At 55.2% G+C, this 26,407-nt stretch carries 20 protein-coding genes; 19 read left to right on the top strand and 1 reads right to left on the bottom strand.

Annotated features, from left to right (window positions below; genetic code table 11):
• Window positions 1-261 precede the first annotated feature (261 nt).
• The 19 genes from tagH (at window position 262) to C1Y42_RS13495 (ending at window position 25,504) form a co-directional block, all read left to right on the top strand.
• Window positions 262-2,082 carry a type VI secretion system-associated FHA domain protein TagH gene (tagH, locus tag C1Y42_RS13590; protein ID WP_104093722.1) on the top strand — a complete coding sequence of 607 codons (1,821 nt, stop codon included), beginning with the start codon at window positions 262-264 and terminating at the stop codon, window positions 2,080-2,082.
• Window positions 2,079-2,870, top strand: coding sequence for a PP2C family serine/threonine-protein phosphatase (locus tag C1Y42_RS13585; protein WP_021506792.1), 792 nt, complete (start codon window positions 2,079-2,081; stop codon window positions 2,868-2,870). The genes tagH and C1Y42_RS13585 overlap by 4 nt, the downstream gene beginning before the upstream one ends.
• A gap of 10 nt (window positions 2,871-2,880) precedes the next feature.
• Window positions 2,881-3,858, top strand: a complete 978-nt coding sequence (locus tag C1Y42_RS13580; RefSeq protein WP_058757159.1) for a hypothetical protein — start codon at window positions 2,881-2,883, stop codon at window positions 3,856-3,858.
• Window positions 3,859-3,874: 16 nt separating this feature from the next.
• Window positions 3,875-4,699: a type VI secretion system accessory protein TagJ gene (locus C1Y42_RS13575; RefSeq protein ID WP_104093721.1), complete on the top strand. Its 825-nt coding sequence runs from the start codon at window positions 3,875-3,877 to the stop codon at window positions 4,697-4,699.
• Window positions 4,689-5,264, top strand: coding sequence for a type VI secretion system baseplate subunit TssE (tssE, locus tag C1Y42_RS13570; protein ID WP_021506795.1), 576 nt, complete (start codon window positions 4,689-4,691; stop codon window positions 5,262-5,264). The genes C1Y42_RS13575 and tssE overlap by 11 nt, the downstream gene beginning before the upstream one ends.
• Window positions 5,265-5,266: 2 nt before the next feature.
• Window positions 5,267-7,141: a type VI secretion system baseplate subunit TssF gene (tssF, locus tag C1Y42_RS13565; protein WP_104093720.1), complete on the top strand. Its 1,875-nt coding sequence runs from the start codon at window positions 5,267-5,269 to the stop codon at window positions 7,139-7,141.
• Window positions 7,138-8,184, top strand: coding sequence for a type VI secretion system baseplate subunit TssG (tssG, locus tag C1Y42_RS13560; protein WP_104093719.1), 1,047 nt, complete (start codon window positions 7,138-7,140; stop codon window positions 8,182-8,184). The genes tssF and tssG overlap by 4 nt, the downstream gene beginning before the upstream one ends.
• A 54-nt stretch (window positions 8,185-8,238) precedes the next feature.
• On the top strand, window positions 8,239-10,848 hold the full coding sequence (gene tssH / locus C1Y42_RS13555) for a type VI secretion system ATPase TssH (RefSeq protein WP_104093718.1): 2,610 nt from the start codon (window positions 8,239-8,241) through the stop codon (window positions 10,846-10,848).
• Between the two features lie 29 nt (window positions 10,849-10,877).
• Window positions 10,878-12,335: a serine/threonine-protein kinase gene (locus C1Y42_RS13550; protein ID WP_058775981.1), complete on the top strand. Its 1,458-nt coding sequence runs from the start codon at window positions 10,878-10,880 to the stop codon at window positions 12,333-12,335.
• A gap of 16 nt (window positions 12,336-12,351) precedes the next feature.
• Window positions 12,352-14,487 carry a type VI secretion system Vgr family protein gene (locus C1Y42_RS13545; RefSeq protein ID WP_104093717.1) on the top strand — a complete coding sequence of 712 codons (2,136 nt, stop codon included), beginning with the start codon at window positions 12,352-12,354 and terminating at the stop codon, window positions 14,485-14,487.
• Window positions 14,488-14,489: 2 nt separating this feature from the next.
• On the top strand, window positions 14,490-15,644 hold the full coding sequence (locus C1Y42_RS13540) for a DUF2169 domain-containing protein (RefSeq protein WP_104093716.1): 1,155 nt from the start codon (window positions 14,490-14,492) through the stop codon (window positions 15,642-15,644).
• Window positions 15,637-16,929 (top strand): PAAR-like domain-containing protein, encoded by a 1,293-nt coding sequence (locus C1Y42_RS13535; protein ID WP_104093715.1) that lies wholly within the window; start codon window positions 15,637-15,639, stop codon window positions 16,927-16,929. The genes C1Y42_RS13540 and C1Y42_RS13535 overlap by 8 nt, the downstream gene beginning before the upstream one ends.
• A 12-nt stretch (window positions 16,930-16,941) precedes the next feature.
• Window positions 16,942-17,700: an ankyrin repeat domain-containing protein gene (locus tag C1Y42_RS13530; protein ID WP_370445698.1), complete on the top strand. Its 759-nt coding sequence runs from the start codon at window positions 16,942-16,944 to the stop codon at window positions 17,698-17,700.
• A gap of 37 nt (window positions 17,701-17,737) precedes the next feature.
• The gene (locus tag C1Y42_RS13525) at window positions 17,738-18,463 is read left to right on the top strand and encodes an ankyrin repeat domain-containing protein (RefSeq protein ID WP_233210722.1); all 726 of its coding nucleotides are present in this window, start codon (window positions 17,738-17,740) and stop codon (window positions 18,461-18,463) included.
• Between the two features lie 134 nt (window positions 18,464-18,597).
• Window positions 18,598-19,224, top strand: a complete 627-nt coding sequence (locus C1Y42_RS13520) for an ankyrin repeat domain-containing protein (RefSeq protein ID WP_233210721.1) — start codon at window positions 18,598-18,600, stop codon at window positions 19,222-19,224.
• A 200-nt stretch (window positions 19,225-19,424) separates the two neighbouring features.
• Window positions 19,425-23,342: an RHS repeat-associated core domain-containing protein gene (locus C1Y42_RS13515; RefSeq protein ID WP_021506805.1), complete on the top strand. Its 3,918-nt coding sequence runs from the start codon at window positions 19,425-19,427 to the stop codon at window positions 23,340-23,342.
• Window positions 23,314-23,919: a hypothetical protein gene (locus C1Y42_RS13510; protein ID WP_104093714.1), complete on the top strand. Its 606-nt coding sequence runs from the start codon at window positions 23,314-23,316 to the stop codon at window positions 23,917-23,919. Before C1Y42_RS13515 ends, C1Y42_RS13510 begins: the two co-directional genes overlap by 29 nt.
• A 474-nt stretch (window positions 23,920-24,393) precedes the next feature.
• Window positions 24,394-24,705 (top strand): hypothetical protein, encoded by a 312-nt coding sequence (locus C1Y42_RS13505; protein ID WP_104093713.1) that lies wholly within the window; start codon window positions 24,394-24,396, stop codon window positions 24,703-24,705.
• Window positions 24,706-25,240: 535 nt separating this feature from the next.
• Window positions 25,241-25,504, top strand: a complete 264-nt coding sequence (locus tag C1Y42_RS13495; protein WP_146068797.1) for a hypothetical protein — start codon at window positions 25,241-25,243, stop codon at window positions 25,502-25,504.
• 169 nt (window positions 25,505-25,673) lie between these two features.
• Here C1Y42_RS13495 and C1Y42_RS13490 read toward each other — a convergent pair whose 3' ends face one another.
• Entirely contained in the window at window positions 25,674-26,348 is a 675-nt protein-coding gene (locus tag C1Y42_RS13490) for a YtjB family periplasmic protein (protein WP_021506808.1), read from the bottom strand.
• Window positions 26,349-26,407 lie beyond the last annotated feature (59 nt).

Genomic DNA, 26,407 nt, shown 5'->3' with positions numbered 1-26,407 from the left:
ATTTTTGCCACGAATTCTAATAATGCATTACAGCCAAAAAATTATATCGTTTATTGATTGGTCAACAGAATAAAATTGCAATCATTTCAAAGCTCACTCAAAGACTAAATGACAAATATGACACAACGCATCGTGCTTTAACGCATTGCCTCAATCACCTGATATTGCTCGCAGCATCGTATCACCCGCTTCCTATATTCCGCGTCTTTCCCGGAGAGCCGCGCAATATAGATGCCGAACCGCTAACCGCAGGAACCCGTTATGCGCTTTACGATAATAACGACTAAACCCGGCCACCAGCCGCCGCAAACCCGCTGTGACTTTATGCCGCCCGGCGGCACCATTGGCCGCGGAGTGGACAACAATCTGGTGCTGCCGGATGACGATCGCACCATTTCTCGCCTGCAGGCGATTGTGCACATCACCGCCGCTGGCGAATGCCGCCTCACCAACCGGGGCAACGTGACGCGCGTGCTGCTCAATGACATCCCGCTGGAGCGCGGGCGTCAGGTGGAATTACAGGATGGCGACGTGCTGGGCATCGATGATTACCAGCTGCTGGTCAACGATCTCAACGGCGCGCAGCAGCCGCAGGCCGCCACGCTGGCACCGCAGCCGGTGGTACAGGCGGCGGTAATGGCTGATGCGCCACCGGCGGAAAAAGATGCCAGCACCGCCGCGATCCCCAGCGAGATCTGGGACAGTCTCGCCAAAGAGTTTTCGATCTCCGACGATCTGTCGAAGCGCAAAGCAGCGGCCGAGGTGCTGCCGGAGGCCAATCCGCTCACCGCGCCGGCCAGCCTCGATCGCAACCCGGAGGATCCGCTGGCTCAGCTGGTGAACGATGCGCCGCTGGATATTGGCCAGCAGCCGAAAAACACCAGCCTGTTCGATGAAGGTGATGCGCTGTTCGCGCAGGAAAGTATCTTCGACGATCGCACCCCCAGCACGCTGTCGGCGCAGCAGAATGCCGCCGCGCAGCCGCAGGTTGAGAGTGCCACCGAGCTCGATCCGCTCAGCCTGTTTGGCAGCCAGAGCAGCAGCGACGTGCGCAACCACGACGATCCGCTCGGCCTGATGATGGGCAATGCGGTTCCGCTGGCGCAGCCGGAGATCGCGCCGGCACAGACGGTTCAACCGCAGCCCGTCGCCCAGCCCGAAACGCCCAGTGAACCCTCGCCGGAGACGGCACCGGTCGAGCTGGCGGATCTCAGCAGTTCGCCACTGTTTGATGACACCGAAACCCAGGCCACGTCGCCGCTGATCGAACCGCAGGCGGAGCAGCCAGAGACGGTCGCGCCGCAGATGGATTACGGCGGCATTACGCTGCCCACGCCGCAGGCGGTGCAACGTGTACCGTCGCCGACGCCGAAAGGGCGGCTGCGTATCGATCCGGTGGCTTCCAGCCATCAGAACGCGGCACCCGCCAGTCAGACGACTGCCAGCCACAGCAGCGGCGACGCGCTGAAAGGCGAACTGCTGGATGCACTGCTGGAAGGCATGGGGTTGCGCGATCTGCAGCCCACGCCGCAGTTCGACCGTGAACAGATGCTGCAGTTTGGCCAGATGCTAAGCATGTTCTCGCAGGGCACCGTTGCGCTGCTGTCGTCACGTTCGATTCTTAAGCGTGGCGTTAAAGCGGATATGACGGTGATCCTCGACGACGCCAACAACCCGTTCAAACTGCTGCCGTCCGGCAAAACCGTGCTGATGCAGATGTTTGGCAGCCGCATGCCGGGCTTCATGCCGCCGCGTCAGGCGGTGCGTGATGCGCTGATCGATCTGCAGGCGCATCAGCTCGGCATGATCGCCGGGATCCGCGCCATTATCGCTTCGATGCTGCAATCCTTTAATCCGGATCAGCTGGAAGAGGAAGCACGCCAGGCGGGATCGCTGTCGCGCCTCGGCCTGCCGGGCAGCCGCAAAGCCGCGCTGTGGGAGCATTTTGTTGAGCGCTACGGCGAGACGGCGGGCGAGATTGAGGACGATTTCCATACCCTGTTCGGCGAAGCTTTCCTGCATGCCTACGACCTGGAAGTTAATCAGTACAAAGATTCACAAACCCACACGGATGACGCATGAATATCACCATTGCTTCCACGTCGAATCAGGGCGATCGCGCCAGCAATCAGGATCAAACCGGTGAGGTAATCGGCGAACGCTCAGCCTGCTTCGTGGTGTGCGACGGCGTAGCAGGATTTCCCGGCGGCGATGTGGCCGCCCGCATCGCGCGCAGCAGCCTGATGGAGGCGTTCGACGGTAACGCGCACCTGGATGCGCAGTCGATTCGCAACTACGTCAACCACGCGAATCACGCGATTCGCCAGCAGCAGAAAGCCAGCAGCGAACACAGCCGCATGGGCACCACGCTGGTCAGCCTGTTTGTCGACCGCGACTACGAGCTGGCCTACTGGGCGCACGCGGGCGACAGCCGGCTGTATCTGTTTCGCCGCGGCTACCTCTATCACGTGACTACCGACCACAGCCTGGTGCAGCAGATGAAAGATGCCGGCCACCAGACCGAAGGTATCAACAGTAACCTGCTCTATTTTGCCCTCGGCATGGGCGATGAGCAGCGCGACGCCAGCTACAGCGATGTGGTGGAAATAGAAGACGGCGACGCCTTTTTGCTGTGCACCGATGGCTTCTGGCACGGCGTGACGCTGGAGCAGATGCAGCAGTCGCTGCACATGGTCAATACACCGGAAGAGTGGCTGACGCTGATGCAGCAAATCATTCGCAACGGTCAGCCGGATAACGGTCAGCAGGATAACTTCAGCGCGCTGGCCGTCTGGATTGGCTCACCGCAGGACACCACCTTACTGCACTCGCTGTCCGAAGCGGCGCAGTTTTTCCCTCTTCGAGATTGAGAACGCCAACATGAAACATGGATTACTGGGTCTGGCTGCGCTGCTGCTCAGCACGCACGCATTTGCTGAGAACTATCGCATCGTGCAGTCCCCGGCACAGAAACTGGATGTCTGGATTGATGACGTGAAAGATAACCAGCTGGCGAGCTGGTGTAAGCGCAATGTTGATCTGCGCATCGTCACCCACGGCGCGAAAAACGTCGCGGCGCTGGAGGATTTTCTGCCGCGCGTCGCCGGGCTGATGGCATCGCAGTGTAAAGCGCTGCAGCAGCTCAACTGGACGCTCAATGATGATGACGGCAACCCGATCGCCAGCGGCAGCGCTGCCAAAGCGCAGCAGTGGCAAACGGTGGTAACGCCGCCGCCCGCGCCCGTGCAGCAGCCAGAGACCGCTGCGGTTGCCCCTGCCGCGCCGGTGCTCAACTCGCCGCAGGCCGATACCACGCCGTGGCTGCAGTTCAGCCTGCTCGACGGCTGTCACTTCCGCACCTGGTGGCAGCATCCGGCGCAGACCAGCGCGCTGTTCGTGCCGTCAAAACAGGGGCTGAGCTGCGGTCAGGATGGCTGGCTGAGCGGCCGCAGCAGCCTGACGCAGATGGGCAACGGTGCGGCGAAAAGCGTGGTGGTGACGTTCCTGCAGGGCTTCCCGATTGCCGGCCTGAATAACAAACAGCAGAGCGCCGAGCTCAGCATCACTACCGTCAACAGCGAACGCATGGTGCTGAGCAACGAGAAGTCGCCAGACAGCTGGCTGGTGCTGCCGTTCAGCAGCCAGTTCAACGGCTGGCAGGCACCGGATCAGGTGGTGGTGCAGATGCCCGCCAGCGATGCCGCCGATGAGAGCGCGCTGCGTGCACGGTTGCAGGAAGTACGCAAAGTGTGGTCGCCGTGGCTGAGCGCCAGCGCACCGCTGAAAGTCCAGCTGGTAGAACAGCTGCATCCGGAGCTGAAAGATCCCGCCGCTGCGGTTTACCGCACCATTAACTAACGCAAAAGGAGCTTGCATGGAGTCGTTACAATCGCGCCTCGCCAGTGCCTCACTGGCCGATAACCTCGCTGATATCACCCGCCAGATTCAGGCCAGCCCGGCCAGTGCCGACCTGCGCGCGGCGTTTGTGCAGCTGTTGTGCCTGGCGGGCAACTGGACGCGCGCGCAAACCCAGCTGCAATCGTGGCTGGCGCTGACGCCCCAGGCGCAGCCGACCGTCACCTTACTGCAGCAGGCCATTGCCGGTGAGCAGCAGCGTGAAGCGGTACTGCGCGGCGCGGCGCAGCCGCAGCTGCCGGGCAGCGCGTGGGCGTGGTGCGAAAGCCTGCTGGCTGCGCTGACCGCCGAGATTCGCGGTGACTTCGCGCAGGGCGCTGAGCAGCGTGCCGCCGCGCTGGCGCAGGCCGACGCCAATCCGGGCCAGCTGCAACAGCAGGAACAGACAACAGACTTCGCGTGGCTGATGGACGGCGACAGCCGCTTCGGGCCGGTGTGCGAAGCCATCGCCAACGGCCGCTACTACTGGATTCCGTTCGCCGCGATCCGCGAGATGGAATTTCAGGCGCCTGCCAGCGTCACCGATTTGGTCTGGCGCCATACGCGCGTGCAGCTGGTAGATGGCAGCGAGCAGATTTGCCAGATCCCGGTGCGCTACCCGCTGCTGCCGGGGGCGGATGAGCGCTACCTGCGCGCCAGCGTCACGGAATGGCAGCCGCTGGGCCACGATGACAGCCAGTTTACCGGTCACGGCCAGAAGCTGTGGCTGAGCGACAGCGGCGAGTATCCGCTGCTGACGCTGCAGCAGCTGACGTTCCAGCCAGGCGGCAGCGATGAGCCGTGATAACAGCTCGCACAACGACGGCTATGCCCAGCTGCATGGCGGTTTCCGCGCGCGTAAAAATCGCGATGCGCTAACCGCGCGCGACAAGTTGCAATCCTCGTTACTCGATCGTCTGACTGACAACGCGCCGGACAAGCAGAGCGAAGCCAGCAATACCACGCTGATTTCCCACAGCACGCTGCGCCGCCACGTGCTGCGCGATCTGCAGTGGCTGTTTAACACCATCAACAACGAAGCCCAGCAGGATCTCAGCGCCTTTGGTGAAGTGCAGCGCTCGGTGTGGAATTTTGGCGTGGCGCCGCTAGCCGGACAGAATATCTCCGACATCGAATGGCAGGATATGCAGCGCAAAATGACCGATGCCATTCTGCACTTTGAGCCGCGCATTCTGCCGCAGGGGCTGCAGGTACGCTGCGTCAGCGATCTGAAGTCGCTCAGCCTGCACAACGTGTTATCGATTGAGATCAAAGGCCGCCTGTGGTGCGTGCCTTATCCGCTGGAGTTTCTGTTCCGCACCCAGGTTGATCTGGAAAGCGGTCATTTTGAACTACTGGATGCAGGTTAATCATGGACAGCAAACTGCTCGACTACTACAACCGCGAACTGGCCTATCTGCGTGAGCTGGGCGCGGAGTTCGCTGCGCGCTATCCGAAAGTCGCCGGGCGGCTGGGGATGCGCGGCATCGAAGTCGCCGATCCTTACGTTGAGCGCCTGATGGAGGGCTTTGCTTTCCTCACGTCGCGCGTGCAGCTCAAAATGGACGCCGAATTCCCGCGCTTTTCGCAGCGGCTGCTGGAGATGATTGCTCCGTCTTATCTGTCACCTACGCCGTCGATGGCGATTGCACAGCTCACGCCGGACAGCCGCAAAGGCGACATCAGCAATGGCTTCCACGTGCCGCGCGGCACCATGATGGAGAGCCAGCACCTGAAAAAAAGCGGCGTAACCTGCAGCTACACCACGGCGCATGATGTCACGCTGCATCCGCTGCGCATCAGCGACGTTTCACTCGGCGGCGTGCCGGGCGATCTGCCGCTGGGCGAACTGAAGCTCAGCGGTCGCGGTGCCGCCAGCGCGCTGCGCGTGCGTATCGCCTGCGAAGGCATTTCGTCGCTCAGCCAGCTGAATGTCGCCGATTTAATGCTGTATCTCAGCGGCCCGGACATTCAGGCGCAGAAACTGCTGGAGCTGCTGATGCAGCACCGCGTCGGCATCGTGCTGCAATCGGTCGAACAGAAACCGCTGCGCCAGGTGCTGCCGGATGACTCGCTACAGCAGGAGGGCTTTGCGCCGGAGCAGGCGCTGCTGCCGGACGATCTGCGTAACTTCGACGGCTACCGGCTGCTGCAGGAGTATTTTGCCTTTCCGGCGCGCTTCCAGTTCATCAGCCTGAGCCAGCTGGCACCGTTTCTGCGCCGCTGCGATAACGCGCAGGAATTCGACATCATCATCCTGCTGGATAAGGCCGACAGCGCGCTGGAAAGCATGGTGGACAGCAGCCATCTGGCGCTGCACTGCACGCCGGTGATCAACCTGTTTCCCAAAACGGCCGAGCGCCTGAAGGTCAGCGACAGCCAGCACGAATATCATCTGGTGGTGGATAACATCCGGCCGCTGGACTACGAAGTGCACTCGGTGCAGCGGCTGTTCGCCACCGTTGAGGGCAAGCGCGAAGAGCAGTTATTCCGCCCGTTCTGGAGCACCTTCAGCGGCGACGACGGCGATTACGGTGCCTATTTCTCGCTGCGCCGCGAGCAGCGCACGCTGTCTGAGCAGGCGCAGCGTTACGGCACGCGCACCGGCTATATCGGCTCAGAAGTGTTTTTGTCGCTGGTGGATGAGCATCACACGCCGTGGCGCGACGACATGCGCTACCTGTCGGCGGACGTGCTCTGCACCAGCCGCGACCTGCCGCTGATGCTGTTGCAGCAGGAGCAGGGCAATTTCGTCATGCCGGATTCGATCCCGGTCGGTCAGCTGAAATTGTGTAAAGGCCCGACGCCGCCGCGTCCGGCGCTGGCCGAAGGGCTCTCCGCGTGGCGTCTGATCAGCCACCTGCAGATGAACTACCTGAGCCTGATGGACAGCAGCGACGGCCAGGGCGCCGCCGCGCTGCGCCAGTTGCTGAGCCTGTACGCTAATCTCGCCGAAGCGGCGGTGGCGCGCCAGATTGACGGTATTCGCCACTGCCAGCTCAGCGCGGTCAATCGCCGGGTGCCGGAACCGGGCCCGGTGGTGTTTGCGCGCGGCGTCAGCATCACGCTGGAGGTCGACGAACAGGCGTTTTCCGGTGCCAGCCCGTGGCTGCTCGGCAGCGTGCTGGAACGCGTGTGCAGCCGGCTGGTGGCGCTGAATAGTTTTACCGAATTCACCCTCAACAGCCAGCAGCGCGGCGAGGTAGGCTACTGGCCGCCGCGCATGGGCAGGAAGGCGCTGCTATGAGCGAGGCGCCGATCATTCCGCTGCAGCGCGCCCAGCGGCTGCCGGACGATTTCTGGCAGGCAGTAATGGCGGCACCGTGGCGCTACGATCTGTTTCAGCTGCTACGCCGGCTGGATGCGCAGGGCGGCCAGCGCTATCCGCTGGGACGTGCGCCGCTGCCGAAGTTCGAAGCGCTGCGCATTGGTCAGCAACCGTCGCTGGCGTTTGCCCCGGCAACGCTGGCCAGCGTGCAGCCGCGCGCAGAGGACGTGCGCCATGACGTGGCGATTTACAGCTTTGGCCTGTTTGGCCCCAACGGTCCGCTGCCGACCCACCTGACGGAATATGTGCACGAGCGCATCGTGCACCATCAGGATCACAGCCTGGCGGCATTTGCCGACATCTTTCACCATCGCGCCACGCTGCTGTTTTATCGCGCCTGGGCCGATGCGCAGCCGGCCGTCTCGCTGGATCGCGCCGATAACCGCCGCTTTGTTGATTACCTTGCCTGTCTGGCCGGCATCGGTTTACCGGCGCAGCAGCAGGCCAGTTCGCTCAGCCTGCATGCGCGGCTGATGCTGGTCGGCCATCTTAGCCGCCACGGTCACGACGCTGAAGGGCTGGTACGCATTCTGCGTCACTACTTTGGCGTACCGGTGCAGCTGGCACAGAACGTGCCGCAGTGGCTGACGCTGGACGCGCGCGATCAGGCGCGGCTGGGGGCCGGACGCCAGATGCCGCGGCTGGGCGAATCGGCGTTCCTGGGTGTGGCGGTGCGCGATGTGCAGCACCGTTTTCGCCTGCGGCTCGGTCCGCTGAGCGCGCAGCAGTATGCCCACTTTCTGCCGGATGCGCCGGGCGCGCGCGAAGTGCGCGACTGGGTGCGTCACTATCTCGGCATCGAGATGCAGTGGGACCTCAGCCTGATCCTGGCGGCGGAAGAGGTGCAAAGCGTCACGCTGGGAGGCAATGCCCGGCTGGGCTACACCAGTTGGCTGGGACACGCGCCACAGCCGCAGGATCGCGAAGATTTCATGTTTGAGGTTGAGGCAGCCGCAAGCTAGCCCAATCGCTTTTCCCTGTTACACAGCCTGCTTCTTTCATTAAAGAGACCCGATATGTCAGAAATCAGCCGTGCCGTGTTATTCGGCAAACTGGATACGCTGTTATTTACCTCGCTGGAAAGCGCCACCGCCTTTTGTAAACTGCGCGGCAATCCTTATGTTGAGCTGGTGCACTGGCTGCACCAGCTGATGCAGCAGCAGGATGGCGACTTACAGCGGGTGATCAGCCATTTTTCACTGGATGAAAACGCGCTGACGCGGGATATCGTCGCGGCGCTCGACCGCCTGCCGCGCGGTGCGAGCGCGGTTTCCGATCTCGCCGAACACATCGACAGCGCCGTCGAGCGCGCCTGGGTCTACGCCTCGCTGAAGTACGGTGCGACGCGCATTCGCGGCGGCCATCTGCTGATTGGCATGCTCAAAACCTTCAACCTCGCCAGCGTGCTGAAAGGCATCTCCGGCCAGTTTGGCCGTATCAATGCTGATGCGCTGCTGGAGCAGTTCGACACGCTGCTCGCCAGCAGTAAAGAAGCACAGCAGGCGCTGGTGGCACAGCCGGGCGCGGAGAGTGCCGCACCCGCAGCCAGCACCAGCACGCTGGCGCAGTACGCGCAGGATCTCACCGCGCGTGCACGCGAAGGACGCATCGATCCGGTCACCGGCCGTGATGAAGAGATCCGCCAGATGGTGGATATTCTGATGCGTCGCCGGCAGAACAACCCGCTGCTGACCGGTGAAGCGGGTGTTGGCAAAACCGCAGTGGTCGAAGGCCTGGCGCTGCGTATTGCCGCTGGCGACGTACCGGCTCCGCTGCGCGATGTGCAGCTGTGGCTGCTGGATATCGGCATGCTGCAGGCCGGTGCCGGCATGAAAGGCGAGTTTGAAGCGCGCCTGCAGGCGCTGATTAATGAAGTGCAGTCCAGCCCGACGCCGATTGTGCTGTTCGTCGACGAAATCCACACGCTGGTCGGTGCCGGCGGCCAGCAGGGCACCGGCGATGCCGCCAACCTGCTGAAACCGGCGCTGGCGCGCGGCCAGCTGCGCACCATCGGTGCCACCACCTGGGCCGAATACAAAAAGTACATTGAGAAAGATCCGGCGCTGACGCGTCGTTTCCAGACCGTGCAGGTGCAGGAGCCGGATGAAGCCAAAGCGATTCTGATGCTGCGCAGCACCGTCAGCGCGCTGGAGAAGCATCATCAGGTACTGCTGCTGGATGAGGCGGTCAGCGCGGCGGTGAAGCTGTCGCACCGTTACATTCCGGCGCGCCAGCTGCCGGACAAAGCGGTGGCGCTGCTGGACACCGCCTGCGCACGCGTGGCGGTGAGCCAGGGCGCACAGCCTGCGGCACTGGAAGATTGCCTGCATCGTCTGGCCGCGCTGGAGATTGAAGCGGAGATCATTGAGCGCGAAAGCAAAGTCGGGCTGGGCGATGCGGCGCGTTCGCAGGCGGTTGCCGCGCAGCGCGCAACGCTGGAAACCGAGCGCGATGCGTTGCAGCAGCGCTGGCAGCAGGAGCGTGAACTGGTCGATCAGCTGATCGCCCTGCGGGCGCGCTGCGTGACGGAGGGCGAAGCCGCGCTGCGCGATGAGTTGGACGCGACGCAACGGCAGCTGCAGCAGGTGCAGGGCGAAGCGCCGCTGCTGTTTGCCGCCGTGGATGCCAGCGTGGTGGCCGCCGTGGTCGCAGACTGGACCGGGATTCCGCTGGGGCGCATGGTGAAAAACGAAATCGACGCGGTGCTCAATCTCGCGGATACGCTCAACCAGCGCGTGATTGGCCAGCGACACGGTCTCGATCTGATCGCCAAACGCGTGCGCACCTCACGCGCGCGCCTCGACAATCCGAACAAACCGGTCGGCGTCTTTATGCTGTGCGGTCCCTCCGGCGTCGGCAAAACCGAAACCGCGCTGGCGCTGGCCGAGTCGCTGTACGGCGGCGAGCAGAACATCATCACCATCAACATGAGCGAGTTTCAGGAAGCCCACACCGTTTCCACCCTGAAAGGCGCACCGCCGGGTTACGTGGGCTATGGCGAAGGCGGCGTGCTGACCGAAGCGGTGCGGCGTCGTCCCTACAGCGTGGTGCTGCTGGATGAGATTGAGAAGGCGCATCCGGATGTGCACGAACTGTTCTTCCAGGTGTTCGATAAAGGCTGGATGGAGGATGGCGAAGGGCGCCACATCGACTTCCGTAACACCATCATTATCCTGACCTCCAACGTCGGTACGCAGCTGATCAGTGCGATGTGTGCCGATCCGGAGCTGATGCCGGATCCGGAAGCGCTGAGCACCGCGCTGCGCAAACCGCTGCTGGAGGTGTTCCCGCCGGCGCTGCTGGGTCGTCTGCTGGTGGTGCCGTATTACCCGCTGAGCGACGCGATGCTGGCGGAAATCGTCCGGCTGCAGCTGGGCCGCATTGTTCAGCGTCTCGCCGACAACTACGGCATCAGCGCGCAGATTGACGATTCGGTCATCAGCCAGATCGTGCAGCGCTGCACGGAAGTGGAGTCCGGTGGCCGCATGGTCGACGCCATCCTTACCAATACCCTGTTGCCGCAGATGAGCCAGATGCTGCTCAGCGCTCACGCCCGCGATGAACGCTATCGTCGCGTGCAGGTACGCTGTGAGCAGGGCGAGTTTGTTTGCCAGTTCGATGTCTAAAGCCGTTAGTGATCAGAGAGTTTTCGAAAATGTCGGAACACGATAATCCCCTCAACGTACCCAACGCTCTGCCGGTGGGTTACCGTTTCAATGAGTTTGAAATTAAAGAAGTGATCGGTGGTGGCGGCTTTGGCATTGTTTATCGTGCCTGGGATCATCAGCTGGAGCGTGATATCGCCATCAAAGAGTTTATGCCGGCTTCGCTGGCGGTGCGCAGCGATGACCTGAATCTGGTGCTGCGCAGCGAACGCTTCAGCAAAACCTTTCATGCCGGGCTGAACAGCTTTATTCAGGAGGCGCGCCTGCTGGCCCGCTTCAACCATCCAAATCTGCTGCACGTGCTGCGTTTCTGGGTGCAGAACGACACCGCTTACATGGGCACGGTGTTTTACAGCGGCACCACCTTATCGAACCTGCGCGAGCGCAATCCGCAACTGGTGGATGAAGCCTGGATTCGTCGCCTGCTGCCGCCGCTGCTGGGTGCGATCAAAACCATCCACGACGCCGGTTACCTGCACCGCGATATCTCGCTGGATAACATCCAGATTCAGAGCAGCGGCGAGCCGGTGCTGCTGGATTTTGGCTCTGCGCGTAAAACCATTGGTAACCTGTCGGATGAGAGCGAAACCATGCTGCGTCCGGGCTATGCGCCCATCGAGCAATACAGCGATAACGACGAAAGCGAACAGGGCGCGTGGACGGATATTTACGCGCTGGGCGCGGTGCTGCACACGCTGATCACCGGGGCGCCACCGCCGGTGAGCGTGGTGCGCAGCATCGAAGATAACTACCAGCCGCTGGCCGCGCGCCGCCTGCCGGGCTACTCCCAGGCCTTGCTGACGGCGGTGGACCGCGCGCTGGCGCTCAAACCGGAAGATCGGCCGCAGGATATTGATGTCTTTGCCGGGCTGATGGCGCTGCCAGAGCGCGAACCGGAACCGCTGCTGAGCGCCAAAATCAGCGGACCGGGCACCATGCTGGTGCCGGTGGAAGAGGCGAACGAAGCCGAAACGCTTTCGCCGGTGAAATCGCTGCTGCGCCATCGCTTTGCGCTGCCGGGGCTGGTGGCCGCGGGCGTGCTGGTGGGATTGTGCGTGGGGCTGCTGATGTCCGGGGGCGATGAGCCTGCGGCGCCGGCAGAGACGGTGCAAAACAGCGCGCCAGCTGCTGATCCGGCAGTTTCACCTTCAGCGTCGTCAGCGCCAGCCGCAACGGCAGCGGTAACGCCGGAAAAACCGCGCGAAGCGGAGCCGCAGCCTGCACCGCCGCCGGAGCCGGTCGCGCAGGTTTACATCAAGCTGCAGCAGGGCGAACGCGTCCAGGTGAATGGTAAACCGCAGGCGCTGGTGCCTGCCGCCAACGGTTTTGCCGCGCTGCAGCTGGCGCCAGGCAATTATACCTTTGCCATCAGCGGCCAGGGCGGCACGCGCGAGCAAACGCTGACCATCAGCGAAGAAGGCGTCTGGTTGCTCGATCCACACAGTTAATCATCAGGGATTTATTATGTTCTCACGCATCACCGCGCAGCTGCCGATGGACGGCCTGCTGTTCTGGAAACTCACCGGCGCCGAGGCGCTGTCGCAGTCGTTTGAGCTGAACGCCGAGCTGCTGGCCACGGACGCGCGCATCGACCGGCACGCGCTGCTGGGGCAGCCGGTCACGTTCACGCTGCCGACGCAGAGCCTGCTGTCGCCGCGCTACCTCAACGGCAAAATCACGCGGGTGGCGGTGCGCAGCGAGGAGCTGAGCGGGACGCGCTACGCGGTGTACCAGCTGCGGGTGGAGCCGGACCTGTGGCCGATGCGCCGGGACCGCAACCTGCGGATATTCCAGGGTCAGACGGTGCCGCAGATAGTGCAGGCGCTGCTGCAGGAGAACGGGGTGAACGTGGAGACGCGGCTGGGCAGCAGCTACCGGGTGTGGGAGTACTGCGTGCAGTACCAGGAGAGCAGCTTCGACTTCATCAGCCGGCTGATGGAGCTGGAGGGGATTTACTACTGGTTCCGCCACGAGGCGGAGCGTCACGTGATGGTGCTGTGCGACGGGGCGGACCAGCACGAGGCGTTCGCGGGCTATGAGACGATACCGTACCACGTGACGGCGTCGGGCGGGAGCGTGACGGAGGAGGGCATCAGCCAGTGGTCGCTGTGCGAGAGCGTGACGCCGGGGATGTACAGCACGGACGACTACGACTTCCGCAAGCCGAACGCGTGGATGCTGCAGGCGCGGCAGAACCCGGTGTCGCCGGTGCCGGGGGCGGTGGACGTGTACGACTGGCCGGGCCATTTTGTCGATCACAGCCACGGCGAATTTTACACGCGCATCCGCCAGGAGGTGTGGCAGGTTGCGCACCACAGCGTGAGCGGAACGGGGACGGCGACGGGCATCGCGCCGGGGTACCGGTTCGGCATCGTGAACGCGCCGCACTTCAGCGACAACGGGGAGTACCTGGTGACGTCGGCGCGGTACGACTTCGAGGAGAACGGGTACGCGAGCGGCGGCGGCGGTGCGCGGCACAACATCACGTTCACGGTGCTGCCGTCGTCGGTGACGTACCGGGCGGAGCCGGCGACGGCGTGGCCGAAGACGCACGGGCCGCAGACGGCGAAGGTGGTGGGCCCGGCGGGAGAGTCAATCTGGACGGACCGCTACGGCCGGGTGAAGGTGAAGTTCCACTGGGACCGCCTGGCGAAGGGCGACGACACGAGCTCGTGCTGGGTGCGGGTGTCGAGCGCGTGGGCGGGTCAGGGCTTCGGCGGGGTGCAGATCCCGCGGGTGAACGACGAGGTAGTGGTGGACTTCATCAATGGCGACCCGGACCGGCCGCTGATCATCGGTCGCGTGTACAACGAGGCGAGCATGCCGCCGTGGGCGCTGCCGGCGGCGGCGACGCAGATGGGGTTTTTAAGCCGTTCGAAGGACGGCACGGCGGACACGGCAAACGCGCTGCGCTTCGAGGACAAGGCGGGCGAGGAGCAGGTGTGGCTGCATGCTGAGAAAAATATGGACACCGAGGTGGAAAATGATGAAACCCACTCGGTTGGTAGTAATCGCACTAAAACCATCGGCGGCAACGAAACCACTGAGGTTAAAAAGAACCGCACTGAAACCGTCGATCAGAACGAAACCATTACCATTCACCAAAACCGTACGGAAACAGTGGACGGTAATGAAACCATCATTGTGCACAGTAACCGCACTGAAACGGTTGATCAGAATGAAAATGTGCGTATTGGTCAGAATCAGTCAGTGACCATCAATGGCAACCAAACGCTGAAAGTCGATCAGACGAAAACTGAAACGGTCGCATTAGCCTCGATGTTAAATGTCGGGCTGGCGCAGAATACCAATATTGGTGCTGCTTATGTACTCAATGTAGGGGCCGGCTGGATGACTAACGTGGGTGCGATGCAAATGCACAACGTTGGCATGAAATATTCACTTAATACCGGGCGGGACATTGGCCTTTCAGCAGGAACATCGGCGGAGTTTAGTGCGGAAGACAAGATTACCCTGGTTTGTGGCGAATCGATGATCGTGCTCGAACAGAACGGCACCATTACCATCAGTGCAAACAAAATTAAGCTGGTTGGTGAGAAGGTGATAGACATTGACGGAACGCAGATAGATATCAACTAACTATGGAAAATTTTGTCAACTATAGTGCTTTCCCGGCACAGCTTTTTGAGTCGATAGACCAGCACGATCATGGATTTAGTGTGCTGGTGACACGCGTCAGTTACGATCTGGATATTCACAGCGGCCAACTTACGTTATGCGAAGATCAGGGTGAATTGGTTGAACAGGATGAATATTACGATGAGCCGGGCAGAAGCAGTGTTCGATTCGAGAGCGATCTGGCACCCTATAAGCCGCGTTTGGATGTCATTATCAACGGTAGTGCTCACGCTCCGGAAGGTAAGCCGGCGCGTCATTTCACCGTCGGAGCGCGTATTGGCGATTTTACTCGTTTACTAAACGTGTATGGCCCACGCGAGTGGCGCAAAATGGTGACTAGCTGGCAATTAAGCGAGGCTAAAGCGATCACTGCTCTCGAATTACGTTACGAGCATGCGCAGGGCGGAATGTTCCGCTTAGATCATGGCGACGAGATTGCATCCGCCACTAATAGCGTCGGTGTTGGCTGGCTACCCGCCAGGGCGCAGAAACAGCTTAAGTTACAGCGTATCGCAGCGCCACAGTTTGAATTACTGCCCCAGCCGATTAAAAACATTGATGATGAAACCTTGCCTGCCGGTTTTGGTTTTTATGGTCGTGGCTGGAAACCGCGTATTGGCTTTGCCGGTACTTATGACGAGGCGTGGAAGCAGCAGCGTCATCCTTTTCTGCCGCAGGATTTTCGCTTTGATTACTGGTGTGGCGCTCATCCGTGGATGCAGTTTCCATTACCCAAGCCGCTGTCGCATATTCCGGTTACGCTAAAAAATCTTATCTCACAACAGGATAAGCCCGGACAGGAAATCAGTTTTTCAGTACCGGTTGAAACCTTATTTGCCTTTGTCACCACACAACTGGGGGCTGGAGTAAGCTACGATTTGCAACTGGACACGCTGGTGGTTAATTTGCCCGAGCGCAAAGTGCACTGTACTTATCGCACAGTGTTTTCTGAATTGCTTGAGGCAGCAGTAACAGAGTTACGTTTCATCACTGCAACAGAACGTAAGGCGATAGTGCAGAAGGCACAACAACAAATCGCGGATACCAATGACGATAGTTTTACCCCGCTACCGCCTTCACTGGTAGGGCTCATCTCGCAGGAGTCAGGTCATGGCTGATAATTACGCTGCACGTAAGGATGGTGTGTATAAGGTGGTGGGATTACTACCCGATTTGTGTTTCACCCCAGGCATTCAGCCGCCAGTGCCATATCCGGTTACTGCCACACTGGCACCCTCAAAAAGTACGGTGGAAAGCGTACGCTTCAATGGCCACCCGGCATTCGTCTATGACATTAGCTTTGTGCCGACGACGATTGGAGATGCGGCCGGGCGTAACAAGGGCGTAGTCAGCGGTACAGTTGAGGGTGACTGCTGGTCAATTGAGCACAGTCCGGATACCTATATCGGTGGTTTTCCCCTCAACCGCGTACAGGATATCTTTGCCATGAACGGCAAGGCCAAGGGAGGGCGCGGCGGTAATCTGACCAAAAAAGAAACCTGGGAGCGACGCAAGGCGCTGATAGCAAAAGGTAAGCAGAGCAGTGACCCAAAAGTTCGGGCAGCTGCTGAAAGGCTGGAACTGAATAATACGGGGATGGAAAAAGCGAGACTTGCAAAACAAGTTTATGAAGCCGACCCAAAGTCCGGAAAAGATATTTTGGAAGGGTGGGATGATATCAGTAATGATAATGCCAGGCTTAAAAATTATGGCTTGAAATCTAAAGATTTAAATATTGCAGGGAATGAAGGATTTAAAGCACGAGTGTATGAGCCAGATAAAAAAGTTTTTGGTGATGATATGTCCGCCTCAGTGGTATTCCGAGGGACAAGGCCAACTTCTCTTGAAGACTGGAAGAATAATGCTAAACAGGGAATGAACTTACAATCTGATTATTATGAGCAATCTGTCAGAATTGGTAATAAAATCATGATGAGTAAATCCCCTATTGATTGTACCGGTCACTCGTTAGGCGGTGGAATGGCTTCTGCATGCTCAAGAGCAAGTGGCAAATCGGGATGGACATATAACTCTGCTGGGTTGAATAGTAAGACGGTAGAAAAATACGGCGGATTAGGTAAAAGTCCTGACAAAGAAAACATCAATGCATACCGGGTTAAAGGTGAGGTTTTAACTGCTGTGCAGGAGCCTGGTTTTTGGGGCGGTCTTGCTACAATAGGCGTTACATCATTTGCGGGAGCTAAGTTAGGAGGAGTATATGGTGGCCTTGCTGGCGCAGTAGTAGGCAGTGCTTTAGTTGCGCTTACTCCCTCATCTGTAGGTACACGCCATGATATGGATGGCGGTAAAGGTGATCCAATAGCGAGACATGGCATGGAACAAGTAATACCGTGTATAGAAAGTGAAAAGCAAGAGGATGAGGAAGTTTTATCTGCTATTTAATGGGAGTGCAAAATGTTACACTTAAGTGTGAATCAAAAAGTGAAGATGTTCTTTATTTTATTGGTTGTATTATTATCGGCCTTCGGATGTAGCGCAATGAAAAATCAATCTGCTGAGAATTTCTTTTCTGGTACGCAATTGTCCCTTGCTCAGGAAATTGAACGTGGTAATGAACCGGAAGTTAAAAAGCTTGCAATGCAAACCGATCTAAATAAACCCGGCAAGCAAGACATGACGTTATTATTTTTTGCTTTACAAAATAGCTATGATAAAGATAGAAAACACCTGGCGATTGTTTCAGATTTAGTTCGAGCCGGAGCGAATCCGTTACAACAAATTCCTGATTTTGGTAGCGCAGCTGAAGTTTCAGTGAAATCAGATGATCCTGTTTTCATTGCTGCTCTGATTGATGGCGGGTTGAGCCCAAATGCAGAAGTCGAGGATACTCCGATCATTTTCGGCGCCGCTTCCGAGCATAGCTTAAAGGTCATGAGCTATCTTGTTAAGATGGGGGCAGACGTCAATAAAAAAGACTCACTTGGTCAAACCGTTCTGATTGAATCTTTATCAGGCTTTCAACTGGATAGTGTAATCTGGTTACTGGAGCATGGTGCAGATCCGCGAGTCACAACAGAGAATGGCTGGGGTTTTAATAATATGCTCGCAAAAATTATAGAGCGCCAGTCGAATTCAGGTAACACTGCAAAGTTAGAATCGATTAAAACTCTGGCTATTAAAAAAGGCATGAAATGGCCTCCAGCTGACTACTGAGTATTTAACGCCGGTGAAGGTGATAAAAGGAGGGGGAGTGAAATTCATCACTGTGGTTTCTATGGTGGCCATGTTATTTTCATTTGACTGCGCAGCAGTCACTCAACTATCCCCCTCAAGATTTTTTGATGCAGAACAACTTGAATTGGCTATCCTGATAAAGAATCAGTCTTTCGATGAGATTAAGAAAAAGGCAGTCTTTACTGATCTTAACTCTCCCGGAAAAGAAGGAATGACACTTTTGTTATATTCCTTACTGAATGCAGTAAAAAATAAAACAGCCACTGGAGACCAGACTATTAGTGTGTTGGTAAGAGCTGGAGCCGATCCTTTATTTGATATTCCTGAATACGGAAGTGTAGCTGAAGTGATGGCGACTTCAGACGATCCTCGTTACCTGAAGGCCTTAATTGATGGCGGTCTGGATAAAAATGCAGTGAGCAATTATCGTCCGCTAATTATTAATGCAACTTCCCACCATTCAAGAAAAGTGCTGGAATATCTGGTCGGTATCGGTGCTGATGTAGATCAACCTGACTCAGCGGGCAAAACTGCACTGATGGTGGGATTGGGGAGGTATGATTTAGATGAAGTTGATTTCCTGTTACAACATGGTGCAAATCCTAACGTAAAAAATAAAGCAGGCTGGGGTTTTAGAGAAATGCTACAGAAAAAAATTGAAAAAGGCGACAATGATACTACAATGAAAAAACTTCTCGACATCAAAAAAATAGCCGAAAGTAAAGGCATGAGGACCTTTTAAGAAGGAAAGGGAGTGCTAAAAATTATTACAGGGACGTACTGCATAAAGTTCTTTGCTTTCGTATTCATTCTTCTTGTTGTGAATAAATGTCTGGCTAAGGCTGTTTCAGCTGAAAATAATTCTCAGGTTATGCTTTGAAAGCCGCTGTTGCTATCAGAGAGGGAAACGCTTTTGCAGTGGATACCTTAGCTAAGGTCGATATCCTGAATATGTCAGGCAAGAAGGGAATGACACTTTTGATGTACGCGCTTTTAACCGCAACAAACAAAAAAACAGATGCCAGTTTTCAAATCGTAACCGAACTGGTAAAGAAAGGCGCGGATCCGTTGTACATTATTCCTCAATATGGCAGTGCTGCAGATGCTATGGCCCGCTCAAACGATCCCCGCTATCTTAAAGCATTGATTGCGGGAGGTCTTGATAAAAATGCTGTTAGTAGTGCACGTCCATTGATCATGAACGCAACGTCAGAAAACTCAATGCCTGTGCTGGAGTATCTTGTCAGTATAGGTGCCGATGTTAATAAGCCCGATACCGCTGGTAAAACGGCGCTTATTTTTGCTTTGACAAGAATGGACCTCGATCAGGTTGAATACCTCTTACATCATGGCGCCAACCCAAACGCAGTGACAAAAGCGGGATGGGGGTTTAGCAATCTACTCGAAGACATGCTTAAGAAGGAAGGTAAAAACAATGATGCTACGGCACTTAAATTAATGGAAATCAAAAGACTGGCTGTTGCTAAAGGCATGCGGGTTTAATTTTCTCACCCTCTTAATTTATGATCTTTTATGATTCTTCCATAAAGGATATTGTCTTCAGATTGAAACCTCAACCTACAGATTAGCTAGTCGCCATTTTAAATGGCGGCTGCGTCAACGTTACTTTACCTTTTATTAATCTGAAAGTACCCGCACATATCCTTACTCATTAATACCTGAATTTCCTGCACGGAGCTCCAATGGCAACCGGAAACACGATTGGTAAATTACAATATGCGCCTGCGCCCCAGGGCCACGTTACGGCGGGCAGTGCCAACCCGCCTAAAAAGAAAAGCTGGTGGAGCGATTATGGCGACTGGGTGCACACCGGCCTGGATGTTCTTGGCGCTGTACCCGTCATTGGTGCCGTTGCAGACGGCGCTAACGCTGCCATTTATACCGCTGAGGGCGATTATGGCAACGCGGCACTTTCAGCTGCCTCAGCTGCAGCCAACTTTGTGCCTGGCGGTGGGGCCGCTTTTAAAGCGGGTAAGCTGGCAGCGAAGGCTGGCAAAGCGGTTGAGGCGGCAAAAGTCGGGAAAACCGTCGCCAAAGAAAGCACAGCACTGGCTGAAAAGGCTGCAGTGAAGGCAGAAAGTTCTGCTGCCAGAGCAGAAACTAAAGCAGCAAAAAAAGACGCTGACGAAGTTATTAAAGCGAAAAAGGCCGGCAGCAATAAAGGCGGAAATGATAAAGGGCATGGGCAGAAAAAAACTGAGCCCTGCAAAATTCCGCAGAGGCCATTGCCAGAGGTTGAGATGGCAATTGGTAGTCCGGTAAATCCTTTGCTGGGTATTAAATTACTTTTTGACGATCATGATAAAGATTTTTCTTTTCCCGCTGCGGTACCGCTTAACTGGCAGCGTTTGTATTTCTCCGATGAAACAGGTAACGGCTGGTTAGGTCAGGGGTGGTCTTTACCTTTCGCTCAGGAATTACGCAAAGACAACGAACTGCTGATTCTGGTTGATGAACAGGGTCGAGAAATTGATTTTCCCTGGCCACAGTCGGGTCGGGAGCCGCAGTTGCATCGCTATGAGCAGCTATCACTTTCCCAGCCACAGCCGGGCGAGTTTTGCATTTCTGCGCCTGATGAAAGCCAGAACTGGCACTTCACTCATCAGGCAGGAGAGGGCCGCTGGCTACTTTCGGCAATCAGCGATCGCCACGGTAACCGCCTTACTCTGCAGTACAACGCGCAACATCAGCCGATAGTAATTACTGACAGTGCAGGGCGACGCTTCAATATTACATTTACCCGACTGATGCTTGATGAAGATCGAAGCGTTGAACGTATCACTGCCGTAAGCGTTTGTTATCCATCTGCCCCCCTGAGTGCCGAAAAGCTCTGCAGCTATGATTATTCTTCTGAAGGAGATTTAAGTGCTGTTCGCAATGAGCATGATGAGGTGCTGCGTGAATTTCGTTATCGAAATCATGTAATGGTGGCACATCGTCGAGGGGGCGAACTTGAGTGTTTCTATCACTACGATAAACACTCACCGGATGGCAAAGTACTGGCGCATCGTGACAGCCTTGGCGGTGAATGGCGTTTCGAGTACGCCAGTAACAGTACAACCATCACTGACGCATTGGGCCGCGTCACGCGCTATGACTTTGACGATAACCACGAGTTAACCGGTTTTCGAGATGCTTCGGGCGGCTATATCCGCATTCGCCGTAACGCGCGTGGACAGATCATACAGCTTACTAATCAGGCTGGCCGCGTGACGCGTTATCGCTATGATGAGCGCGGTAACTGCACTGCTGTTATCGAACCGGATGGCCAGACGACACGCTTTGATTACCACGCTCGCTGGAACCTGCCAGTGCGGGTTACAAACATGCTGGGCGGTATTCGCGAATACCATTATGACGTTGCAGGCAGCCTGATTCGCTTCACTGATGAGATTGGCCGCATTACCGAATATAACCATAACGATCAGGGTAACCTGGTTCGTATCCGCGACGCGGCAGCAGGTGTTCAAAAGCTGAGCTGGAACAGTGCCGGCTTTTTAACTAGCCATACCGATTGTTCCGGACGCACCACATGTTTTGATTATGACAAGTACGGCTGGCTCAGGCAGCAAACTGATGCCGCAGGCAACGTTACCACTCTTTATAACCGTCGTGATGGCCTGCCACAGCGCATTGTGCATGCGGATGGCGGTGTCGAGCGCTTCGAGTTTGACCGCTGGCAGCGCCTGACAGCCTGGTATGACGCACAGAATCAGGCAACACGCTGGACGCTGGCGGGGGACGGTCTGCCGTTGACGCGAACAGATGCGCTCGGTAACCCTATTAGCTATGAATACGATCGCGCACGTCGTCTGGTTGCTCTCATCAATGAAAATGGCACGCGCTATAGCTTCAGTTACGATGCGCATAACAATCTGATCGGTGAACAGAGGTTCGATGGTTCTGCCACCTGTTATGAATATGATGCCAGTGGAAATGCGCTGACGCGTACCGAGCGAGGCGACGGCAGCGGTCCGGAAATTCGCACGCGTTATCGGCGCGATAACTGCGGCAGGCTGCTTGAGAAGCTGGTGGCACGCGGCGGAGATGCAAAGTGGCAGCGTACCCGCTTCAGTTACGATGCGCTGGGACGTCTGACAACTGGCGTCAATCACGGCGGACGTGTGGAGCTGGAATGGGATGATGCCAGCCAGTTGCTGGCGGAGCGCAGCCTGATTCGTGGTATTAATTACGAGCTGCGCCATCAGTATGACGAGCTGGGTAACCGTACTCATACCAGGCTACCGGACGGTCGTGAGCTGAGTAACCTTTATTATGGCAGCGGTCACCGCGTCCAGGTCAATTTTGGTGGCCGCGTCATCAGCGAAAGCGAACGTGACATGCTGCACCGTGAGGTGCGCCGTACCCAGGGAGCGCTGGCCAGCGAGTATGTTCATGATGAGATGAGCCGGCTGGTGAGCCAGCGCGCTATGCGCGGTGACAGCACGGCGGTGGCACGTGATTATGTATGGCAACGCAACGGCCAGCTAATGCAGATGGTCGATCACTACACCGGTGACCACCGCTACGAATATGACGCACTGGGCCGACTCACGCGAGCGCAGGATGAGCGGTTTGCTTTTGACCCCGCACATAATTTGCTGAATGAGGTCGGCTCGCCGCCGTTGAAGGATAACCGTCTAAGGGTGCACGAAGACCGGCGCTGGGCGTATGACAGCTTTGGCAACGTGGCTGAGAAGCGCATTGGTCGGCATACGGTGCAACAGTTTTCCTGGAACGCCGAGCACCAGCTGACAGAGGCGGTAAGCACGCGTAACGGCACAGAACAGCGCACTACTTACGGCTACGATGCGTTCGGCCGACGCAGCTGGAAACGTGACGCCTTTGGCGTGACGTGCTTTATCTGGGACGGCAACCGTCTGCTGAGCGAAGTGCGTGGCTCGCGCCAGCACATCTGGATTTATGAAGACGAGAGCTTTGCACCACTGGCACAGATCAGTCTGCAGCAGGGTGAAACGGAGCACGCAGCGCAGGTACACTGGTATCACAATGACGTTGCGGGCATGCCGCGTGAGCTGACCAGTGCGGATGGTAGTGTAGCGTGGCGGGCAGAGTACCGTGCGTGGGGCAACACGGTGCGGGTAGAGCATGCGCAGGTGCGCCATGCTGAGCCAGTACACCAGCCGCTGCGCTATCAGGGCCAGTACTACGATGCAGAAACGGGTTTGCACTATAACCGGTTCCGCTACTATGATCCGGATGCGGGACGATTCATCAGTCAGGACCCGATAGGGCTGGCGGGTGGGCTAAATCTTTATCAGTATGCGCCGAACCCGCTGGCATGGATTGATCCCCTGGGTCTTTCAAAATGCCACTTAGATAATCCTAAGAAAAAAGTAAACAGTGCTGAAATAGGCGATATAGTAAGGACTCCATCATCACATCCTGAAGATTTTGTTAAAGTAAAAGGTGGGAATTATAAGAATAATCATACAAATGAAATATGGAGTAAAAGTAATACATCGCATAGTGATAAACAAGGTGAATGGAAAGTTGGTATAGGTAAAGCGGAACCAAAGCCAAGGCATAAAATAACTATAGGTATGAGTGATGGAAAGATCATTAAAATCGATAAGTAGCCTCTCACTAAATGAAATTAATTTCTCTGGATTTAGATTGTCTAAAGGTTGGGTCGGTTTTTTTGAAAAAAAAGATTCTTTTTCATACCCTCTAATTGACGAGGCTATATCTTTATTCGAAGGGTTTTTTGGTAAAGAGGATGAAGGTGTAATTGTTATTGCAGCTCTTTCATTTAATGATGAAAGAGAGGATGATAAAGAAACGATTGATAATTATCAGGCTTTATATGAGGAGATGAAAGATAAAAAATTACTTTTGCCAATGACCGAAGAGTTTGAAAGTTATCTTTATGGTGATTCTTGTTTGCCGGCTTTTTCACTCAGCTTAAGTAAAAAAAGTCATGACTTCAGAGGCCTATCAAGATTGATGATGTGTCATGCTGGAGTTGTTGGTCAGGTTTGTTTTTATATTAATCTGGATTTAAATGTGGCCATTTATCCACATGATGATGTCGGATTTGGGTGTATTGCTCTTAACGAGGAATATAAAAAATGTGAAGAGTTTCTGCATTATTGTGCGAGAAGTGAATCGTTCAATGTTTTTATTGATAGCGATAATGGATTGGTAAAGTTATGATTGTTGATGTGTTCGCAAACTTATTCTTAACTTGCTTGTCCAGAACTGTATGGATAATTATCTGTGAGTGTAAATAATAACGCCAGGACGCCATTGATTAAGCTAATATAACTCGTGTGAGGCTAGTGGTGTTATAAAGGTGTGAGAGATATAAAGTAATGCCATTGTAGTGACGAGGCTGGTTTTGGTCTTGATGTTTTACGGTAATCTTTATTTAATTAAGTAATAATGATTATAACTTTCATTAGTTGATTGTTTTTGTTGGCTTTTTTTAGTGCGTTTTTGTCATCATTGATAAATGGTTTTTTACGGGTCTTTAGTCTTTAGAGTCATTGTCTAACCGATATTTTTATTGAAACACATGCCCCAACCTTAAGCCACAATAAATTCGTAATCAACGGTTTCATTCTGATGAATTAACTGTTGCTGACAATATTAAAATTTATAATCACATAATAATTAAAGGGGGTGGTAGTGTCGAGAATTAAAAAGAAAATCTATTTAACAGAGTCTGAGGAAATTGATTTATATAAGGAGATTGATTATATATTGGTGTCATTAAACAATATAGCTAATTATTATTATAACGAATCAACAATCAATGAGGAGATGCGAAGAGCGTATGAGCGAGAAACTACCAATTTCATTGATGACAATGATATTACTACATTGTTATCGAAGATGAGAGGAATGATTGGAGGTAAATTTGACCGTGAGCCTGGAGAGGATGATATGGACGATTTGGAGAGAGCTACTGAAAACACTAAATATTGGGAAGGTCCATAATTATCAGGGGATTAGCATAAAATTTAATTTAAACTATCCTCATGTCGATATATTGCTATAACTTTTTGGGTAAGGATAGTGCTACAACTCTCCATAAATTTTAAGAGTAGTAGATGATCAGTTAGATCTAACCGGTGGTTTAAACATTAAAACCTGTGTGCCTGATTATTAAAGCTGGATCGATTCGCGGATTTTACCAAATAAACGCTACGAAAAGAAAATAGTTTTAACAATTCGATCTATTAATGGAAATTTAAAGATTATTATACTCAGCGTGATATTTTAGCGCTGATGTCATAAGATGATTGCAAAATAGTCGTCACAGTTGTTATTGTGATAATAAATTTCCCTATTATGCCAAAAACTAACAATCCGTCATGACTGGAGAGTAATCATAATTAATCTATTAGAACTTAAGGCCCCGAAGTGAAGGTTCTGCAGCTGCTCAGGGCGCTGGATATCCTGGCTTAGGATATCAAGCTGTGGTTTCAAATCTCCCCAGAACATGGGTTGTTAAAACTATGAGGGTTCCCTGGTGAATGCTTTAAATGAATTAATGAGATCGCTCGAAAAAATAATAGTTGAGCTTAATGCGAATGGTAAAATTGAGTCAGCGATTTTTTTCACTATTCGTTATAATGAAATAATTAAGTATGGTGATGATTTTTCTCTTGAAATAGTTGAAACACTATCAACATGCAGAGCTATGTCTCAATATGCTAATTTCTCCCAGAAAGAAGAAATGCTGCTTGATGATGTCGTAGATAGTGCAATAGCGATTAAAATTAAGGTCCCATAATAGTAGCCGGACGCAATCTTAACGATCCTTCCGGCTTTTTCTCTTTAGCTGCCAGTCGTCAGGATCAGGCTGTCCTGTCCAACCTTCACCGTCACTCTGTATCCCATCCCAGCCAGCCACCTCCCGGCAATATTAATCTGCGACGTGCTTCTGTAGAGAGCTATCTGCCTCAACCCTCTTTCCTCTCCGTCTCCACACTCTCCGCCGCCGTCTCTTCCTCTTTATCCTCTTTCACCGTTCTGCTGGCCGTCAGCAGGAACGGGGATTGCTGCCAGCGGGTGCGGCGGTCGCGCAGCAGGGTACGGGTCAGGATAATGCCGATCGCCAGCGCCAGCAGCATCATCAGGCGCAGAATATTGGTGGTGTTATCCACCTGACGCGATTCCGTCACCAGCACATGCGTATCCAGCGTGATACGCAGAAAACCCTGCGGACCCTCTTTCCCTTCCAGCGGCTGGACAATCTGATGATTGAAATAACTACCAGCACGTTTACCGTCGAGCGCCAGGCGGTCGCGCACATTAATGCTCTCACCGCTGTGGGCCACCAGGCTACCGTCGTCGGCATAGACCGAAGCGTCCAGCACGCGGCTGTTATCCGTCATCTGATTCAGGATGGCTTCAATCTGCGTGCGGTTATCGTCGCTGTTATCCATGAGCGGTTTCAGGCTGAACGCCACCTGGCGCGTCAGCGTGTGCGCCAGCTCCTCGACCTGCTCGGAACGGGCCATCTGATGGCCAAGACTAAACCATGATGCGCCCTGCATCAGCACCACTAACAGCGCCAGCGAGATAAGAACGATCACCGTGCGATGCAGGCGAAATTTCAGTGCGGTTTTGACCATCAGAAACCCGTGTGACGTAACAGCAGAAAGGCTGGCAATTATGTTGCCAGAACCCGCGC

Source organism: Pantoea sp. ICBG 985, assembly GCF_002928365.1.
Classification (GTDB): Bacteria; Pseudomonadota; Gammaproteobacteria; order Enterobacterales; family Enterobacteriaceae; genus Pantoea; species Pantoea dispersa.
The sequence above is the reverse complement of the archived record's forward strand: the minus strand, read 5'-3'. Positions and strand labels throughout refer to the sequence as shown.

What these genes read in the sequence shown, in the direction of transcription:
- tagH (WP_104093722.1), top strand. Translation starts at nt 262, where the DNA reads ATGCGCTTTACGATAATAACGACTAAACCCGGCCACCAGCCGCCGCAA.
- C1Y42_RS13585 (WP_021506792.1), top strand. Translation starts at nt 2,079, where the DNA reads ATGAATATCACCATTGCTTCCACGTCGAATCAGGGCGATCGCGCCAGC.
- C1Y42_RS13580 (WP_058757159.1), top strand. Translation starts at nt 2,881, where the DNA reads ATGAAACATGGATTACTGGGTCTGGCTGCGCTGCTGCTCAGCACGCAC.
- C1Y42_RS13575 (WP_104093721.1), top strand. Translation starts at nt 3,875, where the DNA reads ATGGAGTCGTTACAATCGCGCCTCGCCAGTGCCTCACTGGCCGATAAC.
- tssE (WP_021506795.1), top strand. Translation starts at nt 4,689, where the DNA reads ATGAGCCGTGATAACAGCTCGCACAACGACGGCTATGCCCAGCTGCAT.
- tssF (WP_104093720.1), top strand. Translation starts at nt 5,267, where the DNA reads ATGGACAGCAAACTGCTCGACTACTACAACCGCGAACTGGCCTATCTG.
- tssG (WP_104093719.1), top strand. Translation starts at nt 7,138, where the DNA reads ATGAGCGAGGCGCCGATCATTCCGCTGCAGCGCGCCCAGCGGCTGCCG.
- tssH (WP_104093718.1), top strand. Translation starts at nt 8,239, where the DNA reads ATGTCAGAAATCAGCCGTGCCGTGTTATTCGGCAAACTGGATACGCTG.
- C1Y42_RS13550 (WP_058775981.1), top strand. Translation starts at nt 10,878, where the DNA reads ATGTCGGAACACGATAATCCCCTCAACGTACCCAACGCTCTGCCGGTG.
- C1Y42_RS13545 (WP_104093717.1), top strand. Translation starts at nt 12,352, where the DNA reads ATGTTCTCACGCATCACCGCGCAGCTGCCGATGGACGGCCTGCTGTTC.
- C1Y42_RS13540 (WP_104093716.1), top strand. Translation starts at nt 14,490, where the DNA reads ATGGAAAATTTTGTCAACTATAGTGCTTTCCCGGCACAGCTTTTTGAG.
- C1Y42_RS13535 (WP_104093715.1), top strand. Translation starts at nt 15,637, where the DNA reads ATGGCTGATAATTACGCTGCACGTAAGGATGGTGTGTATAAGGTGGTG.
- C1Y42_RS13530 (WP_370445698.1), top strand. Translation starts at nt 16,942, where the DNA reads ATGTTACACTTAAGTGTGAATCAAAAAGTGAAGATGTTCTTTATTTTA.
- C1Y42_RS13515 (WP_021506805.1), top strand. Translation starts at nt 19,425, where the DNA reads ATGGCAACCGGAAACACGATTGGTAAATTACAATATGCGCCTGCGCCC.
- C1Y42_RS13510 (WP_104093714.1), top strand. Translation starts at nt 23,314, where the DNA reads ATGGAAAGATCATTAAAATCGATAAGTAGCCTCTCACTAAATGAAATT.
- C1Y42_RS13490 (WP_021506808.1), bottom strand. Translation starts at nt 26,348, where the DNA reads ATGGTCAAAACCGCACTGAAATTTCGCCTGCATCGCACGGTGATCGTT.